At 37.9% G+C, this 16,077-nt stretch carries 17 protein-coding genes; all 17 read left to right on the forward strand.

The window, feature by feature from the left end; all coding sequences use genetic code 11:
• Nucleotides 1-87 precede the first annotated feature (87 nt).
• The 17 genes from MKZ14_RS05515 to cotE all read left to right on the forward strand — a co-directional run bounded on the left by MKZ14_RS05515 (nucleotide 88) and on the right by cotE (nucleotide 16,026).
• Nucleotides 88-795, forward strand: coding sequence for a lantibiotic protection ABC transporter ATP-binding protein (locus tag MKZ14_RS05515; protein WP_333006187.1), 708 nt, complete (start codon nucleotides 88-90; stop codon nucleotides 793-795).
• Between the two features lies 1 nt (nucleotide 796).
• Nucleotides 797-1,525 (forward strand): lantibiotic immunity ABC transporter MutE/EpiE family permease subunit, encoded by a 729-nt coding sequence (locus MKZ14_RS05520; RefSeq protein ID WP_333006186.1) that lies wholly within the window; start codon nucleotides 797-799, stop codon nucleotides 1,523-1,525.
• A 3-nt stretch (nucleotides 1,526-1,528) separates the two neighbouring features.
• Nucleotides 1,529-2,281 carry a lantibiotic immunity ABC transporter MutG family permease subunit gene (locus MKZ14_RS05525; protein ID WP_333006185.1) on the forward strand — a complete coding sequence of 251 codons (753 nt, stop codon included), beginning with the start codon at nucleotides 1,529-1,531 and terminating at the stop codon, nucleotides 2,279-2,281.
• Nucleotides 2,282-2,300: 19 nt separating this feature from the next.
• Nucleotides 2,301-2,963, forward strand: coding sequence for a response regulator transcription factor (locus tag MKZ14_RS05530; RefSeq protein WP_333006184.1), 663 nt, complete (start codon nucleotides 2,301-2,303; stop codon nucleotides 2,961-2,963).
• The gene (locus MKZ14_RS05535) at nucleotides 2,951-4,333 is read left to right on the forward strand and encodes a HAMP domain-containing sensor histidine kinase (protein WP_333006183.1); all 1,383 of its coding nucleotides are present in this window, start codon (nucleotides 2,951-2,953) and stop codon (nucleotides 4,331-4,333) included. Before MKZ14_RS05530 ends, MKZ14_RS05535 begins: the two co-directional genes overlap by 13 nt.
• A gap of 313 nt (nucleotides 4,334-4,646) precedes the next feature.
• Nucleotides 4,647-5,024 (forward strand): 2-oxoglutarate ferredoxin oxidoreductase subunit beta, encoded by a 378-nt coding sequence (locus tag MKZ14_RS05540; protein ID WP_333006182.1) that lies wholly within the window; start codon nucleotides 4,647-4,649, stop codon nucleotides 5,022-5,024.
• 235 nt (nucleotides 5,025-5,259) lie between these two features.
• Nucleotides 5,260-6,348, forward strand: a complete 1,089-nt coding sequence (locus MKZ14_RS05545; protein ID WP_333006181.1) for an extracellular solute-binding protein — start codon at nucleotides 5,260-5,262, stop codon at nucleotides 6,346-6,348.
• The gene (locus tag MKZ14_RS05550; RefSeq protein WP_333006180.1) at nucleotides 6,338-7,174 is read left to right on the forward strand and encodes an alkaline phosphatase family protein; all 837 of its coding nucleotides are present in this window, start codon (nucleotides 6,338-6,340) and stop codon (nucleotides 7,172-7,174) included. The genes MKZ14_RS05545 and MKZ14_RS05550 overlap by 11 nt, the downstream gene beginning before the upstream one ends.
• Before the next feature lie 72 nt (nucleotides 7,175-7,246).
• Nucleotides 7,247-8,092 (forward strand): ABC transporter permease subunit, encoded by an 846-nt coding sequence (locus MKZ14_RS05555; protein ID WP_312123965.1) that lies wholly within the window; start codon nucleotides 7,247-7,249, stop codon nucleotides 8,090-8,092.
• Nucleotides 8,089-8,874: an ABC transporter permease subunit gene (locus MKZ14_RS05560; protein WP_036080291.1), complete on the forward strand. Its 786-nt coding sequence runs from the start codon at nucleotides 8,089-8,091 to the stop codon at nucleotides 8,872-8,874. The genes MKZ14_RS05555 and MKZ14_RS05560 overlap by 4 nt, the downstream gene beginning before the upstream one ends.
• Nucleotides 8,871-9,872: an ABC transporter ATP-binding protein gene (locus MKZ14_RS05565; protein WP_333006179.1), complete on the forward strand. Its 1,002-nt coding sequence runs from the start codon at nucleotides 8,871-8,873 to the stop codon at nucleotides 9,870-9,872. Before MKZ14_RS05560 ends, MKZ14_RS05565 begins: the two co-directional genes overlap by 4 nt.
• Nucleotides 9,869-10,651, forward strand: a complete 783-nt coding sequence (locus tag MKZ14_RS05570) for a DeoR/GlpR family DNA-binding transcription regulator (protein WP_016991950.1) — start codon at nucleotides 9,869-9,871, stop codon at nucleotides 10,649-10,651. The genes MKZ14_RS05565 and MKZ14_RS05570 overlap by 4 nt, the downstream gene beginning before the upstream one ends.
• Nucleotides 10,651-11,661, forward strand: coding sequence for a histidinol phosphate phosphatase domain-containing protein (locus tag MKZ14_RS05575; protein WP_333006178.1), 1,011 nt, complete (start codon nucleotides 10,651-10,653; stop codon nucleotides 11,659-11,661). Before MKZ14_RS05570 ends, MKZ14_RS05575 begins: the two co-directional genes overlap by 1 nt.
• A 115-nt stretch (nucleotides 11,662-11,776) precedes the next feature.
• Nucleotides 11,777-13,045: an ATP-grasp domain-containing protein gene (locus tag MKZ14_RS05580; RefSeq protein ID WP_333006177.1), complete on the forward strand. Its 1,269-nt coding sequence runs from the start codon at nucleotides 11,777-11,779 to the stop codon at nucleotides 13,043-13,045.
• A 204-nt stretch (nucleotides 13,046-13,249) separates the two neighbouring features.
• Entirely contained in the window at nucleotides 13,250-14,794 is a 1,545-nt protein-coding gene (miaB, locus tag MKZ14_RS05585; protein WP_312123960.1) for a tRNA (N6-isopentenyl adenosine(37)-C2)-methylthiotransferase MiaB, read from the forward strand.
• A complete protein-coding gene (locus MKZ14_RS05590) occupies nucleotides 14,795-15,232 on the forward strand; it encodes a RicAFT regulatory complex protein RicA family protein (protein WP_036080276.1) in 438 nt (145 codons plus the stop codon).
• A gap of 134 nt (nucleotides 15,233-15,366) precedes the next feature.
• Complete coding sequence (gene cotE, locus MKZ14_RS05595; RefSeq protein WP_176408483.1) at nucleotides 15,367-16,026, forward strand: outer spore coat protein CotE; 660 nt, start codon at nucleotides 15,367-15,369, stop codon at nucleotides 16,024-16,026.
• Nucleotides 16,027-16,077: the final 51 nt, after the last annotated feature.

Here is a 16,077-nt window from a genome sequence, read left to right on the forward strand (position 1 = left end):
TAGCCACTTTGAGTATTTGATATGATCCTTATAAAATCCTTATATTTATTTTTTACACTAAGGTCATTGAAAGGATGATGACTAATTATGAATGACTTGATTTTGAAAACAAACAATCTTAATAAAACGTTTAAAGGACAAAAAATCGTAGACAATTTATCGTTAGAAATTAAACGCAATACGGTATATGGCTTACTTGGACCGAACGGAGCGGGGAAATCTACAACCTTAAAGATGATAACGGGCATGCTACGACCTAATGAAGGAGATATCATTTTTAATGGACATTTATGGACTCGAAAAGATCTGCAGAATATCGGAGCCTTAATTGAAACACCACCCTTGTATGATAATTTAACAGCTAAAGAAAATCTAAAAGTTCGAACGATCGCGTTAGGCTTACCGCAAAGTCGGATTGACGAAGTATTGGAAATTGTAGATTTAACGAACACGAGGAAAAAACGAGCAGGTCAGTTTTCTTTAGGGATGAAGCAACGATTAGGTATAGCCATTGCACTGTTAAACAAACCGAAGCTGTTAATTTTAGATGAGCCGACAAATGGTTTGGATCCAATTGGTATACAAGAGCTGCGTAAGCTCATTCGCTCCTTTCCAGAACAAGGTATCACTGTTATTTTGTCAAGTCATATTTTGCATGAGGTAGAACAAGTCGTGGATGATATTGGCATTATTGCTGATGGCAAGCTGGGCTATCAGGGACCAGCTCCACAAGGTCATGAATTAGAATCACTCTTTATGCAGGTTGTCACTGCCAACAGAAAGGCTGGTCACTAGCATGTTAGCCATCATAAAAGCAGAACGATTAAAATGGAAGCGAACTTTTATTCCCAAACTTCTTTGGCTTACGCCTCTTATAACCTTACTTTTAAGCGCTGTACTTATGGGAGGTGCTTACTTTCAAACAGGTGCTTATAACTGGTGGTATACGATGCTACTGCCAGGTGCACTGACGATTTGCTGTGCCTTAGTGGTCGAAAAAGATAAGAAGTTGAAATACCATAGTATACTGGCACTACCGCTTGACCTCAAAAAAGTTTGGCTAGGAAAAATACTTTCATCAGGTGTATGGCTTTTCCTTATCACTAGTATGTTCTTTGGAGGAATTACAGCAGGGGGCTGGCTATTTGGTCATACATTACCAATAACAAGCAGCTTATTAAGTTCTCTAGTTATTTTCGTAACATTTTTGTGGCAAATTCCTTTATGTCTTTTTCTGTCAGCTAAATTAGGGACCTATTTGGCTATTTTGCTTAATGTAGTGGCCAATATCGTAGGGATTGTAGTATTTGCTGATGGAGAGCTATGGTATTGCTATCCATTTACGATTGGTGCACGTTTACTATGCTCAACCCTCGGCATATTACCAAATGGTCTGCCTGTACCTGAAGGAAGTTCTTTACTCGATAAAGATGTTATATTTCCTGGCTTATTGATAACAATTGCTTGGTTTATCATAATAAGTTTTCTCACAACAAAGTGGTTTCAAAAAAGGGAGGCAAAATAGCAAATGGACATGTTACGATTATTGAAAGCAGAATGTCTTAAAACAAAACGCACGAAATTGTTACTTACACATCTACTTGTCCCCATAGCTATTTCTGGACTGTTTTTAGCTTACTATTCCTATTCACCATGGGATTCTCATGGAAAAATAACTGCCTATTTTCAAGGCTTAGCGTGTGGACTACCTATGATTATAGGATTAGTATGTGCAATGGCATCCGAGCAGGAGGCAAATGCAGGTCATTATCAAAGCATGCTAGTCACAACAAAATTAAAAATAAAGGCATATCTGAGTAAGCTTGTATTATTATTGATGTATAGCTTTGGAGCCATCTTTATGTCTGTAGCTATTTTTAGTATTGGTTTTAGAGAACTATTACATGAACTAGATTTTGACTATTTATTTTATAGTATTGCTGCCTGTATTATATTCGGCAGCCATATTATCTTTTATATCTTACATTTATTTGTGAGCTTACAATTTGGGAAAGGTGCTTCGATTGGTTTAGGTATTGTAGAAGCTCTGCTGGTTGCTTTGTTGCTTACTGGTTTAGGGGATACTATTTGGCCGTTTTTACCGTATGGATGGAGCGGTCACTTTGTTACTTTATGGATTTTAGCATCGGCGGGTACAAATTTAACATGGCTCGAGGCAAGTATCCAGACTAGCATAGTTTGGTGTTTAGGCGGAATCATATTAGCATTTGCATTGTCTTGCTTATGGTTTTGGAGATGGGAAGGTAGAGCATCTGAATAGTGGGAATGGATGGTTGATTATGGCAAATATATTAGTAGTTGATGATGAAGTTGATATTTTAATGCTGATTAAAAATGCACTACAGGAAGATGAACATTTAGTAAGCATTGTGTCTAATTCGACAGAAGTAGAGAAGATGGAGCTAGGTTCCTATGATTTGATTTTGCTTGATGTTATGATGCCTGCTATTGATGGATTTACGTTATGTAGGCAAATTCGCCATGCTGTAGATTGTCCAATTCTTTTTCTTACCGCTAAATCCTTAGAGGAAGATATTATGTTTGGTCTTGGTTTGGGTGCAGATGACTATTTAATCAAACCCTTTAGTATTGGAGAACTAAGGGCAAGGGTCAATGCTCATATTCGACGTGAAAATAGAGAGAAACGGAATATCCTTTTTAATGGTAAAGTTCATTTTAATCTTTCCGGTAAAGAACTATTTGTTCAAAATGAGCGTGTTCTGTTAACCAAAAGTGAGTATGAAATATGTGAATTTTTAGCACGTCATCGCGGGCAAGTATTCTCTAAAGAACAAATATACGAAACGATTTTTGGATTTGATGGCAAAAGTGACAGTACAGCGATAACAGAGCATATTAAAAATATTCGTTCAAAGTTACATGCATTTGATATAGAACTTATTGATACGGTTTGGGGGATTGGCTATAAGTGGAAACCATAAAACCGAGGAAAGGAACACATCTGCATACATTTTTCCTGAGATATTTATTTTTTCTTTGCATTGGCATCATTCTTTTAGTAGCTCTATTAATAGGTCTATTTATGTTTGCCTTTTCAGCTAATATTATTTTACCTGCAAATTATGCAGAGACACAAATCACTTTAGCAAAAGACCGAATTGCGACAAGCAGCTCGGTAACGGACGAGATGATCCCTGATCTTGTAGATTATGCAGTGGTTTCTATGCAGGGAGAATTTATTTCAGGCAATTTAACAAAAGAAGAGGCTTCCTATGCATGGCATTTAAAACAAAAGGGAGAGAAGCAAGGAAGTTCTCGATTTTATGCATTTATTGAGCGCGAACAGGAAGTATGTATTTTACGCTATAGTTTAGTCCCTGAGTATCGATCTGCGATCATAAGAAATTATTTACCTAACCCGCAATTAACGGTTTTATTAGTTTTTATTATTGGAGTTGTTGTACAAGCAGCGGTACTTGCTGTTCATTTTGGCAGAAGACTAAAACAAAAAATGATGGGCTTGCAAGAAGCTATTGAAAAAATACAACATCAGAATTTGGCATTTCATTTACAACCATCTGGAATTCAAGAAATTGATGATATTGCTCTTTCCTTCGAACAAATGAAGGAAGCATTAAATACTTCTTTGACACAGCAATGGCGGGCAGAAAGATTGCGCAGAGAACAAATATCAGCACTGGCACATGACCTGAAAACACCATTGACAATTATTAAGGGAAATGCCGAGCTTTTATCGGACACTGCACTAGACGAAATACAAAAAGAATATAACCAATATATATTAAAAAATACGGTTGAAATTGAAAAGTTCACAAAGCAATTAATGGATCTTTCGAATATGGAGCAAGGTATTGTCACATCAAAATCAAATGTAGCCATGCATTCTTTTATTCAACAGGTCGAACAACAAATGAAAGCTCTTGCTTTAGAAAAAAATCTTGAAGTTAGTGTAGAAAAGGTCAGGCTACCTACTTCCATTATGATAGAGGAAGAGCTTTTTTATCGGGCTCTATTAAATGTGATTGTCAATGCAGTTGAGCACACACCAAATAACGGCAAAGTTACTTTATTTGTTCAAGGAAAGGAAGATGTTATTCATTTTACTGTGAAAGATAGTGGTACTGGTTTTTCATCAAAAGATTTAATAGAGGCTACCAAACAATTTTATCGTGGAGACCAAAGTAGAAACACAACAAATCATCATGGTATGGGCCTTTATATTGCAGAGTCAATTATTAAAAAGCATGATGGGGTATTGACACTCACTAATGATTCGATAACGGGAGGAGGGAAAGTGACAGTTACTATTCCTGTTATGAGCATGGAATGATAGCCTATTTTTTCAATTCACTTCAGGTATAGGTTAAAGTCATTGCTCTATTGAAGGCCTTTATGTTTACCCTAGAATAAAGTTAGTCCTTTTTATTGGAGGTAAGGTTTTACAACTAATTATCCTTATAAAGGACTTTTTCTATAGAAATAAAGGCGCAATTGGAGAAGAAAGCTTTTCTGTGGAATTTCACAAATTGGCTACTTTTTTAGAGGAATTTAATAAAAAACAAACCATTTAAGTGGATTGGATAAAGGGCTCTTTCAGGCAATGTTTCTATAAAAAATGCTACAATAAAAGAAAAAAAGAGGCGATGGACGTGAATAACGTCATTGATTTTATTGCAAAAAAAAAGGAACGTGAAGACCGAAAGCGTGCGCAGGATTTAGAACGTTATGTTGCAACTCAGTGTAATTTTCAGCAGCCTGAAAATATTGATGCTCTTGTAGAAGACAAACTAATTGAAGTCAAAGATCATACGTTATTTCTTGGTTTTCTATCCATTTTAAAGGATGAGCAAATAGAACCGCTAGATATTTTTCAAGATGTCTTTTCATTAGAGCCCTCTCGTTTTGAAATGACCTACAATATGAGATGGTGGTCAGTTGTGCAACTGGCATTTACATTTTTAACAATTCTCAAGGAAAATGAACCGCATACATATGCTGATTTTTTAGGTCTCTCCAAATAACCTAAGTATGTGTACGTCTGTAAAGCAAACGTACACATACTTAGGTTTTTCCTTATCTTCCCCCTTCAGCTTTACAAGTCTACTTCATTTATTCATTAAATTCATAGATATTTATAATTCCTCAATAATTTTTACTAAACATTCTTAACATCTCCATACTTGCTTAATGTTTGTTTTATAACATAACGTTTGTAAGCAAATAAAAATAAAGCAAAACAAATGGAGGGTCCAACACATGGCAATTCATAAACTGTGGAAAAAAAGTCTAATTGGAGCATTAGCCATTTCCATGTTGGCAGCTTGTTCTGACAGTTCATCTAGTGCAAATGAGGTAAACAAGGATTTATCGCTTGAGGACATTACAGAAAAAGCAAAGGAAGAGGGCACTGTTAATTCTGTTGGTATGCCAGATACATGGGCGAATTGGGTAGAAACCTGGGAGGAACTCGGGACTGAATATAGCATCAAACACAAGGATACGGATATGTCGAGTGCCGAGGAGTTAGCGAAGTTTGAAGCAGAGAAGGAAGATGCTACAGCAGATATTGGAGATGTCGGGATTGCTTTTGGACCAATCGCTAAGGACAAGGGCTTAACATTACCATACAAAACATCATATTGGGATGAAATACCTGATTGGGCTAAAGACGATGAAGGACACTGGATTGTTGGCTATACAGGCACCATTTCTTTCTTGACAGATAAAAATAATGTGAAGAATGCTCCAACATCATGGGAAGATCTGAAAAATGGAGATTACACAGTCAGTATTGGGGATGCATTAACAGCTAACCAAGCACAGTTTGCCATATTAGCAGCTGCTATGGCATTTGGTGGAGATGAGTCGAACATACAGCCAGGTATAGATTTCTTTGCTGAATTAGCGAAGCAAGGTCGTTTACAGGGGGATCCATCAGTAGCGAACCTAGAAAAAGGTGAAATCGATGTTGCGATTTTATGGGATTTTAATGCATTAGGCTATCGTCACCAAATCGACGAGGAGCGCTTTGATGTAGTGATACCAAAGGAAGGATCTGTTACTTCTGGTTATGCAACAGTTATTAATAAATATGCTAAAAACCCACATGCTGCCATGCTAGCACGTGAATACATTTTATCTGACGCTGGTCAAGAAAATTTAGCAAAAGGCTATGCTCGTCCGATTCGAGACAACGTAGAACTTCCACAAGATGTAAAGGATTTATTATTACCAGCTGATATGTATACGAATGCACAGCCAGTAAAAGATCAAAAGAAATGGGAAGAAACAACAAAGCAAATCCCTCAACTTTATCAAGAGCAGGTGTTAATCCATGCAAAATAACAAAGTGGTTCTCATTGTCATCGATGCATTACGCTTTGATACAGCCTGTACACATATGGGATTCTTACACCATCTAGTCGAGCGTCAGGTGGCTGCTCGCTATAAGATTTGCTCAGAGGTGCCATCTTTATCGAGACCATTGTATGAGACGATTTTAACGGGTACTCCCCCTATTGTCCATGGCGTTACCAGCAATATGACAGTGCGTTTATCGAACGGGCAAAGTGTCTTTCATGTCGCAAAGGAGCACGGTTTATCTACAGCAGCCTCCGCCTATTATTGGGTGAGTGAGCTTTATAATAGAGCACCATTCAATCATATGGAGGACAGAATACAACTCGATACACAATTACCAATTGACAACGGTATATTTTATTTTGAGGATCATTATCCAGATAGTCATGTGTTTGCCGATGCAATATGGTTAATGGATCAAAAGCAGCCTGATTTCCTTTATATTCATCCAATGAATGTCGATGATGATGGTCACAAATTTACGGCGGATTCTGCCCAATATCGCAATCGTGTTTTAGCGATGGATGCCTTATTATCATTATTTATTCCAAAGTGTATGGCACAGGGCTATGAGGTGATCGTTACGGCTGATCATGGCATGACAAGAGATGGGAATCATGGCGGCACAACGCATGAGGATCGTCATGTTCCGCTATTTGTCATTTCAGATGCTGTAAAGGCTGGTATAAAAGAAGGCATTATTTCGCAATTACAAGTTGCACCACTGTGCTGTCATTTATTAAATATCAAGCCTGCTGATGATATGGTGCCACTGCTATTAGACGGTGTGTTTACAGCAAAAGAGGTTTAAATAGTAGTAGTCGCTCTTATTGTAAGGAGCGGCTATTATCCCCATAAAGCTGCAAGTCATTTATAGAAAGAAGTGAGTGTGTTGATATCGAAGCGGCAATCCATTGCTTGGCTTTCGCCTTTTCTTGTATTACTATTACTGTTTTTCTTAGTACCGCTACTATATATGCTCATTACAAGCTTTCAAAATAGTGAGGGCTTTACATTGAAGCAGTATGAATCGATTTTTACGAACGACTACATTCTCCAAGGTTTTAAAAATAGTATTACATTATCTGTTATCTCGGCTATGATTGCGTTACTTATCACATTGTTCGCGGTTTATGCCATGATGAAGTTTTCAGAGCCAGTACGGGAGAAGATTTTAATACTTACGAACTTAACCTCCAATTTTTCAGGTATTCCGCTAGCATTTGCTTTTATCGTTTTACTTGGCAATAGTGGTTTATTTACATTGTTATTTGACAAATGGGATATTGATGTGTTGACGTCCTTTTCACTTTACAGTTGGAGCGGATTGTTACTTATTTATATTTATTTTCAGCTGCCATTATCGCTTATGCTGCTCTACCCCATTTATGATGGGATTCAGCAACAGTGGAAGGAGGCAGCAGCCCTTCTAGGGGCATCCAGCTGGCAATTTTGGATGAAAATTGGTATCCCTGTTATGCTGCCAGGAATTGTGGGAACCTTTAGTGTATTGTTTGCCAATGCCATGGGTGCGTATGCCTCTGCTTATGCATTAACAAGCAGTAATTATAATTTAGTGGCGATTCGTATTGGCTCCTTAATAAAAGGTGATATTTTTGCTCAGCCAGAGCTAGCCAGCGCCATTGCAGTAATATTAGCAGTGACAATGGTGACTGCCATGCTTATCAGTGAATGGAGCATCTCTAAAACAAGGAGGAAAGTAAAATGAAAAAGCGTGGTTTGGCTGATTTCTTTTTCCTTCTGCTAGTGGGGTATTTACTATTACCTGTGTTAGCAACAATGCTCTATGCGTTTGCAACAAAATGGAATAAATCGATATTGCCAGAGGGACTTACGCTAAAATGGCTTGCTACATTGTTTCGGGATACCGATTTTATTCAGGCATTTGGTCGTTCAGTACTTTTAGCAGGTGGTGCAGTTAGTATCGCACTCCTTGTCATTGTGCCAGCCATCTTTGTCATTGTCTTGTACTTTCCTAAATATGAAAAGTGGATACAGATGGCAGTGGTGATGGTGTATTCTTTTCCAGGCATTATTTTAGCTGTTGGGCTTATACGCGTTTATAGCAAAATAGGTATACCGATGATATTCGTTGTTTTAGGTGCCTATGTTGTGGGGATTCTTCCTTATATCTATCAAGGTACACGAAATAGTTTAAGAAATATAGATGCGAGACAGCTACTTGATGCGGCACAATTGCTAGGTGCCTCGAAAAGGCAGGCATTCACAAAAATTTTACTGCCTACCGTTTATCCGGGCTTATTTGCAGGAGCATTGTTATCCTTCTCAGTCTTATTCGGTGAGTTTGTCTTAATTAATCTTGTTGTCGGTTCTCGCTTTGAAACCGTTCAAATTTATTTAATGAAAAAGCTTAGCACAAGTGGACATATAGCTAGTGCAGTTGTATTCATCTATCTCGTGCTAATGGGTCTTTTAACATTCGTCATTGCAATCGTAACGAAACGATCGAAAGGTGCTACAAATCTATGAGTTATCTTATTATTGAAGGGCTTCATAAAAAATATGGACAAGTATCTGTTTTAACCAATATTCATATGGAAATACAAAAGGGGGAATTTATCACACTATTAGGTCCTAGTGGCTGTGGAAAGAGTACCATTTTGCGGATTGTTGCGGGCTTAACAGATGCATCGGCAGGTAAGATTTCGATTGAAGGAAAAGATATGAGTGGCGTACAACCGAAGGATCGTCAAGTAGGTATGGTCTTTCAATCCTATGCACTTTTTCCAAATATGACTGTGCACGAAAATGTTGCTTTTGGTTTGCGTATGCAAAAAGTCAATAAGACAGATATGGAGCAGCGTGTTCATGAAATGCTTGCGCTTGTTCATCTAAGTGAGAAAGCTAATGCTTACCCAAAAGAATTATCTGGAGGTCAACAGCAGCGTGTTGCTCTGGCTCGTGCATTAATTGTCCGTCCTAAAGTATTGCTATTAGATGAACCACTTAGCGCGCTCGATGCTCAAATTCGTAAAAAACTTCAAGCAGATTTACGATCAATTCAAAGAAAATTAAATATGACTATGATTCTAGTTACACATGATCAGGAGGAGGCAATGGCTGTTTCGGATAGAATATTCGTTATGAATAATGGCAACATTGCCCAAACAGGTACGCCAACGGAAATCTATACGAGACCAAATAATGAATTTATTGCTAACTTCATCGGTCATTATAATGTTTTTCCACGCCAATCTTTAGAAAAAATGCTTGGCAAATCTTTAATAGGTCAATCCACTAAATTTGCCATACGACCTGAAGCACTGCATCTCGATCAACGAGATGGAGACTTGTGTCTCTCTGGAATTGCCAAACAATCATTAATGAGCGGCAATATTATTCGTACTACGTTTGAAGGAGAAATGCCGTTTACAATGGAACAACTGCATCAACAAGGGTACTCGATTGAAATGGGAAAATCCTATAAGTGTTATGTCGCACAAGAAGATGTGATTGCGCTATCATGACTTACGCTAAACTGGAAAGATTTGAATTTATTTTAAAACAATTAGATACAGAAGGAAAAATTATTGTTGCTAATATTGCCGATGCCCTTCAGGTGGCACCAGAAACAATTCGCCGAGACTTTGATGAATTAGAGCAACAGCATTTATTATCAAGGGTTCATGGTGGGGCTATTAAATATACGAATGTACGCAATGAACCGGTATTTTTACGCAAGCTACAAATGCACAAGGACGCAAAGAGACAAATTGCTCAGATGGCAGCAAAACGCATTTGCGACGGCGATACTATTGCAGTAGACACAGGTACTACAACAGTACATATAGCCGATTTTTTACTAGCTGTTGAAGATATAACGGTTGTAACGAATTCAATTGCAGCAGCTATTCAATTTAATTTAGCCATAGAAGAACGACGCATGACAGGCAAGGTCATATTACTAGGGGGCACGGCGAATCCAAAACAATCTTCCGTTGCAGGTGCTATGACGTTAGAAATGCTAGATAATATGAATTTTGATAAGGCTTTTCTATCGTGTGGTGGTATGAGTGAGGGCATTGTTTATGATTACGATTTGGATGAATCTCTTATTTCTAAGAAAATGCTCAAGCATAGCAAAGTGAGTTATTTATTAGCCGATGGATCCAAAATTAATGGCAAATCATTTTTTCAAATCTGTCATCTTGATGAATGTACAGAAATTCTTTGCGAAAGCACTTGTCCATTAGAATGGCAGGCTTATGAGGAAAAATGGACGATATGTAATGGAGGGAAGAACTGATGACAATTGATTATCACGTACATTTAGAAGAGGGGCCTTATTCATTTCGCTGGCTAGAGCGTACATCGCAGGCACTGGAGTTTTTTCATTCGGATGATGAAACGGAAAAAGGCTCTAAGCAACAAATGACCTGTCATTTACAGCGGCTAGCACAGCGCGTGAAAAATGGCTGTTATAGTGAGGAATGGTTGGATTTATATCTCGAACAGGCAAAGCTGCTTGGCTTACGTGAGGTTGGTATTGTCGATCACTTATATCGTTTTCAAGAAACGCGTGCCTATTTTGAGCGCTATATGAGACTGGATGGTAGTGAAATTGGGCAGGTACAGCGCTATTGGCTGGATCGTGTGATGACAGAAAACATAGATGCTTTTGTGGCGTCCATTCAGCAGGCAAAGGAAAAATGGCGTCAACATGGGATTACGCTGAGACTTGGTATAGAGGCAGATTATTTTGTTGGTGGAGAGGAGAAATTAACGGCTTTACTAGCTGGTTATCCTTGGGATTATGTAATTGGTTCTGTCCATTTTGTCGATGGGTGGGGCTTTGATAATCCGCAAACACAATATCTTTTTGAGCAAATGGATCAACTTTCTTTACAACAAAATTATGAGCGATTTTTTAAAGTAGTTGAGAAAATGATTCTTTCCAATATGTTTGATTTTGTTGCCCATTTAGATAATTTTAAAGTATTTAATTATCAGGTGGAGGATCGTGCTTTTCTTGAAGCTTGGTATAAACGTATTGCAAAGGCACTAACATCTACTCAAACCGCCACTGAAATCAATGCCGGGCTGTATTATCGTTACCCTGTACAGGAAATGTGCCCGAGCCCTCGTTTTTTACAAACCTTACTTGAACATGGAGTTGCTTTTACTGTATCCTCTGATGCACATTTCCCAGACGATTTAGGTAAATTTACATCTGCTAATACAGAGCTACTAAAGAGTCATGGCGTTCAAGCCGTTGTCTCCTTTGAACAGCGAGTTAAAAAAATGATTACATTATAGGTTGAGTATAGGGCACTACAGCTTCGATATAGTGCCTTTTACTCGTATTACATAACTACAATTTAGCTCGCATACACATGATTAAATTCATTTTTTTAATGTGAGGAGAGTCCAATTGACATCCATAAAAGAACAACCCTTTTTGCCAATTATTATACAATCGGGTCAACATGCCTACGGGGTAGCCCGCTCTTTTTATGCAGCCTATCGCGTGAAAAGTCTTGTCATTGAGCCAGCTAAAAAAGGAAGATCGATGCGCTCAATCTTTTTGGGGGGCACTCAGGGAATTGCAACGCAAAATAGCGGTATTCTGGATTTTCAATATGTTGAACATTTAGATGACCCAGCCCTATTTGTACAAGCGCTAGTCAGAGTAGCCATGCAGTGCCAGCAAAAGAAATTGATTCTATTAGTGTGTGACTGCTACTATGCTGAGCTTATCATTGAAAATAAAAAGAAGCTTGAAAAGTACTTTATTTTACCTTATATAGATCAGGCTTTACTAAAAATGGTCCAAACTAAGGAAAAGTTTTACCAGCTTTGTGATAAATATCAGTTAAAATACCCCAAAACCATCATCATAACAAAGGAACATCATCCAAATAGAGACCTCCCTATCCAGTATCCCATTATTATTAAACCTTCCAATGCCGTGACCTATACGAACTGTTCCTTTCCTGAAAAGAAAAAAATATATCTAGTGCATGATGCCGACGAGATGGAGCACATCATTCGCTGTATTTATCGTTCTAGCTATCAAGACACCTTAATCGTTCAAGAATTTATTCCAGGCGATGATTCCTATATACGTGTTCTAGACGTATATGTAGGAAGGGATCGAAAAGTAAAGTTAATGTGTGTAAGCAACAAGCTACTTGAAGATCCCTCTCCACAAAACAAAGGCATTTCTTTAGCGGTCATGACCGATTATGATGAACAGCTAATGGAATCCATTCGGTATTTTTTAGAGGACATCGGCTATACAGGCTTTGCTAATTTTGATATGAAATATGATATCAGGGATGGGAAATACAAGCTATTTGAAATGAATTTGCGCCCAGGGGCTTCAAGCTACTATGTGACCGCAAGCGGGTATAATTTAATGCAATATGTGGTGGATGATTATTTATTCCAAGTTCATCATGAACGAACATATGTCCAGACGAAGCATGTATGGTCACTCCTTCCTCCAAAAACGTTATTTAAATACATGAAGAATGAAAAATTAAAAATAGAAGCAAAGCAATTAAAGAAAGATGGGCAATACACGGATGCATTACTATATAAAGAAGATATGAATATAAAGCGTTGGATAAAGCTGAAATTGTATCATTCATATTTACAGATAAAATACAGCAAGTATTTTAACAAAAGCAATGGTTAGCATAGGTGAAATGAAGGATAGGGCTTTAAAACTTTCAGGATAGAACGCCAGAGCTGATGGATAATTACGCCTATCTTCATATAATTAAGTCGAAACCACGACATTTGAGGCGCAAACCTTGTAGGAAGTATCAACTATTCAGTATAATAATAAAATGGGAATTCAAGTGCATGGATTTCGTTTGAAAGGAGTTACCTGATTGCGATGAATGAGGAACAACGCTTAGCAAATCAACAAGTCAATCAACCCAAAAAAGAAGACAAGCCTGAAAAGGATTATAGTAAATATTTTGAGAGGGTCTTTACAGCTCCTTCCTTAAAAGATGCTAAAAAACGTGGGAAAGAAGATGTCAAGTATCATAAGGATTTTAGCATTGCAGAAGAGTTCACAGGAATGGGCAAAGATCGCACTTTCTATATTCGAACTTATGGCTGCCAAATGAATGAGCATGACACAGAAGTAATGGCAGGGATTTTTATGCAGCTAGGCTACACACCAACAGAGGTGATTGAAGAGGCTGACGTTGTCTTGCTAAATACATGTGCTATTCGTGAAAATGCAGAAAACAAAGTATTTGGAGAACTTGGTTTCCTGCTGAAATATAAACGAAAAAACCCTGAGATGCTAATAGGGGTATGTGGCTGTATGTCGCAAGAGGAATCTGTGGTTAATAAAATTTTAAGAAGCTATCCACATGTCGATATGGTATTTGGTACACACAATATTCACCGTCTGCCAAACATTTTAAAAGAAGCCTACATGTCGAAAGAAATGGTCATAGAGGTTTGGTCTAAAGAAGGCGATGTCATTGAAAATCTGCCGAAAAAACGTCTTGGTTCCATTAAGGCTTGGGTTAATATTATGTATGGGTGCGATAAGTTCTGTACGTACTGTATTGTTCCGTATACACGTGGTAAAGAGCGTAGTCGCCGACCAGAGGAGATTATTGCTGAAGTTCGTGAGCTAGCGGCAGCGGGCTACAAAGAAATTATGTTGCTGGGACAAAATGTCAACGCATATGGCAAAGATTTTGAGGATATAAATTATCGTCTTGGAGATTTAATGGATGAATTAAGAAAGATTGATATTCCACGGATCCGTTTTACAACGAGTCATCCACGTGACTTTGACGATCATTTAATCGAAGTTCTTGCAAAACGTGGCAATTTAGTGGAGCACATCCATTTACCAGTACAATCTGGCTCGAATGACGTGCTAAAAATTATGGCGCGTAAATACACACGCGAACATTTCCTCGGTTTAGTGGATAGAATTAAAGCGGCAATTCCTGAAGTAACATTAACAACAGATATTATCGTTGGCTATCCGAATGAAACAGAGGAGCAGTTTGAGGAAACATTGTCCTTGTACCGTGAAGTCGGCTTTGAGGCAGCGTTTACGTATATTTATTCTCCACGTGAAGGCACACCAGCTGCGAAAATGATCGACAATGTACCTGAAGAGGTGAAAAAAGAGCGTCTTCAACGTTTAAATGAAGTGGTGGGCGAATACTCACGCAAAGCATTAGAGCGTTTAAATGGCGAGGTTGTCGAAGTATTAGTTGAAGGAACAAGTAAACGGCGCGACGATGTGCTAGCGGGCTATACGCGGAAAAATCGTTTAGTTAACTTTAAAGCACCAGCAGAAGTAATTGGTCAATTAGTAAAAGTAAAAATAACAGAGACTACATCTTATTCACTTACTGGTGAATTTGTAGAAGTCGTAAAAAATGAAAAGGTGGAAGCGTAAATGACACAAGTCTTATATACAAAAGAAGATTTAATTAAAAAATCACACGAAATTGCACATATGATTGCGAATACGCCAGAGGTTGAATTTTTCAAAAAAGCAGAAGCGCAAATTAATGAAAATCAACATGTACGTGAACGTATTGCAAGTTTAAAAAGCTTACAAAAACAAGCTGTTAATTTCCAACACTTAGGGAAAGAAAAAGCATTAAAAATGATTGAAGATAAAATTGCCAAAATCGAAGAAGAAATTAATGCCATCCCAGTCGTACAACAATTTAAAGAATCACAAGGCGATGTAAATGATTTATTGCAACTTGTTTCGAATACAATCGCAAATAATGTAACAAATGAAATTATTCGTTCAACTGGTGGCGATGTACTTCGTGGTGAAACCGGCTCGTATGTAGAAAACACTCAGCCAGGTAGCTGCTCTTAAAAGATGATAGAAATCAAAGCTCGAATGCTGTCATTCGAGCTTTTTTTACGTCTTCTTCTATTGAAGCTTACAGCGGCTATCTTAGGCCTCTCACAGAAAAGTTTTAAATGATCCATTTCATTCTCTAAAAATATATGTTCACCCAATGGGCGCTACCTGCATATGATGGAGTGAAAAGAGTCGAAGGAGGAATTGCGCTGAAACGTTTACGACAAATCGTGACGAAAGCAGTAGTTGCCAAAGGGAAGAAGAGAACGGAAGAACGTGTGACATTATCACCAACAAATAAACCGACAAGTATTTTAGGATGCTGGGTAATCAATCATACTTGCTCTGCAAAAAAAGTTGGGAAATTTGTAGAAGTAACAGGGAAATTTGATGTCAATGTATGGTATGCCTATAGTAATCATTCGAAAACAGCTGTGTTTTCTGAAACGGTTCACTATAAAGACAAAGTGAAGCTTCACTATCGAGAAGGTGAAATTAGTGTTGGTGATGATGTTCGTGTACGTGTGATACAAGAACCAAATTGTATTGAAGCGATAATCTCTCCATGTGGTACGAAATTTGAAATTGTAGTAGAACGTGAAGTAATTGTAGAAGTAATGGGTGAAACAACAATTTGTATTAGTGTGCATCCACTAGACTATGAAGAAGATTGGAACCTTAGTGATGAAAGTTCATCCTCATCTTCATCCTCATCAAGCTCTAGTTCTAGCTCATCTTCTAGTTCTGAAGGAGAAGGCAGGTATGTGTTAGAGTCTTCATCGTTTCCTGATGAACGTCCAAGATAAGTCTACTAAACATCATTTTTTGATACATGCGAAATGCTAGCATCTTAAAAA

The organism is Lysinibacillus sp. FSL P2-0066 (genome assembly GCF_037969495.1).
GTDB lineage: Bacteria > Bacillota > Bacilli > Bacillales_A > Planococcaceae > Lysinibacillus > Lysinibacillus boronitolerans.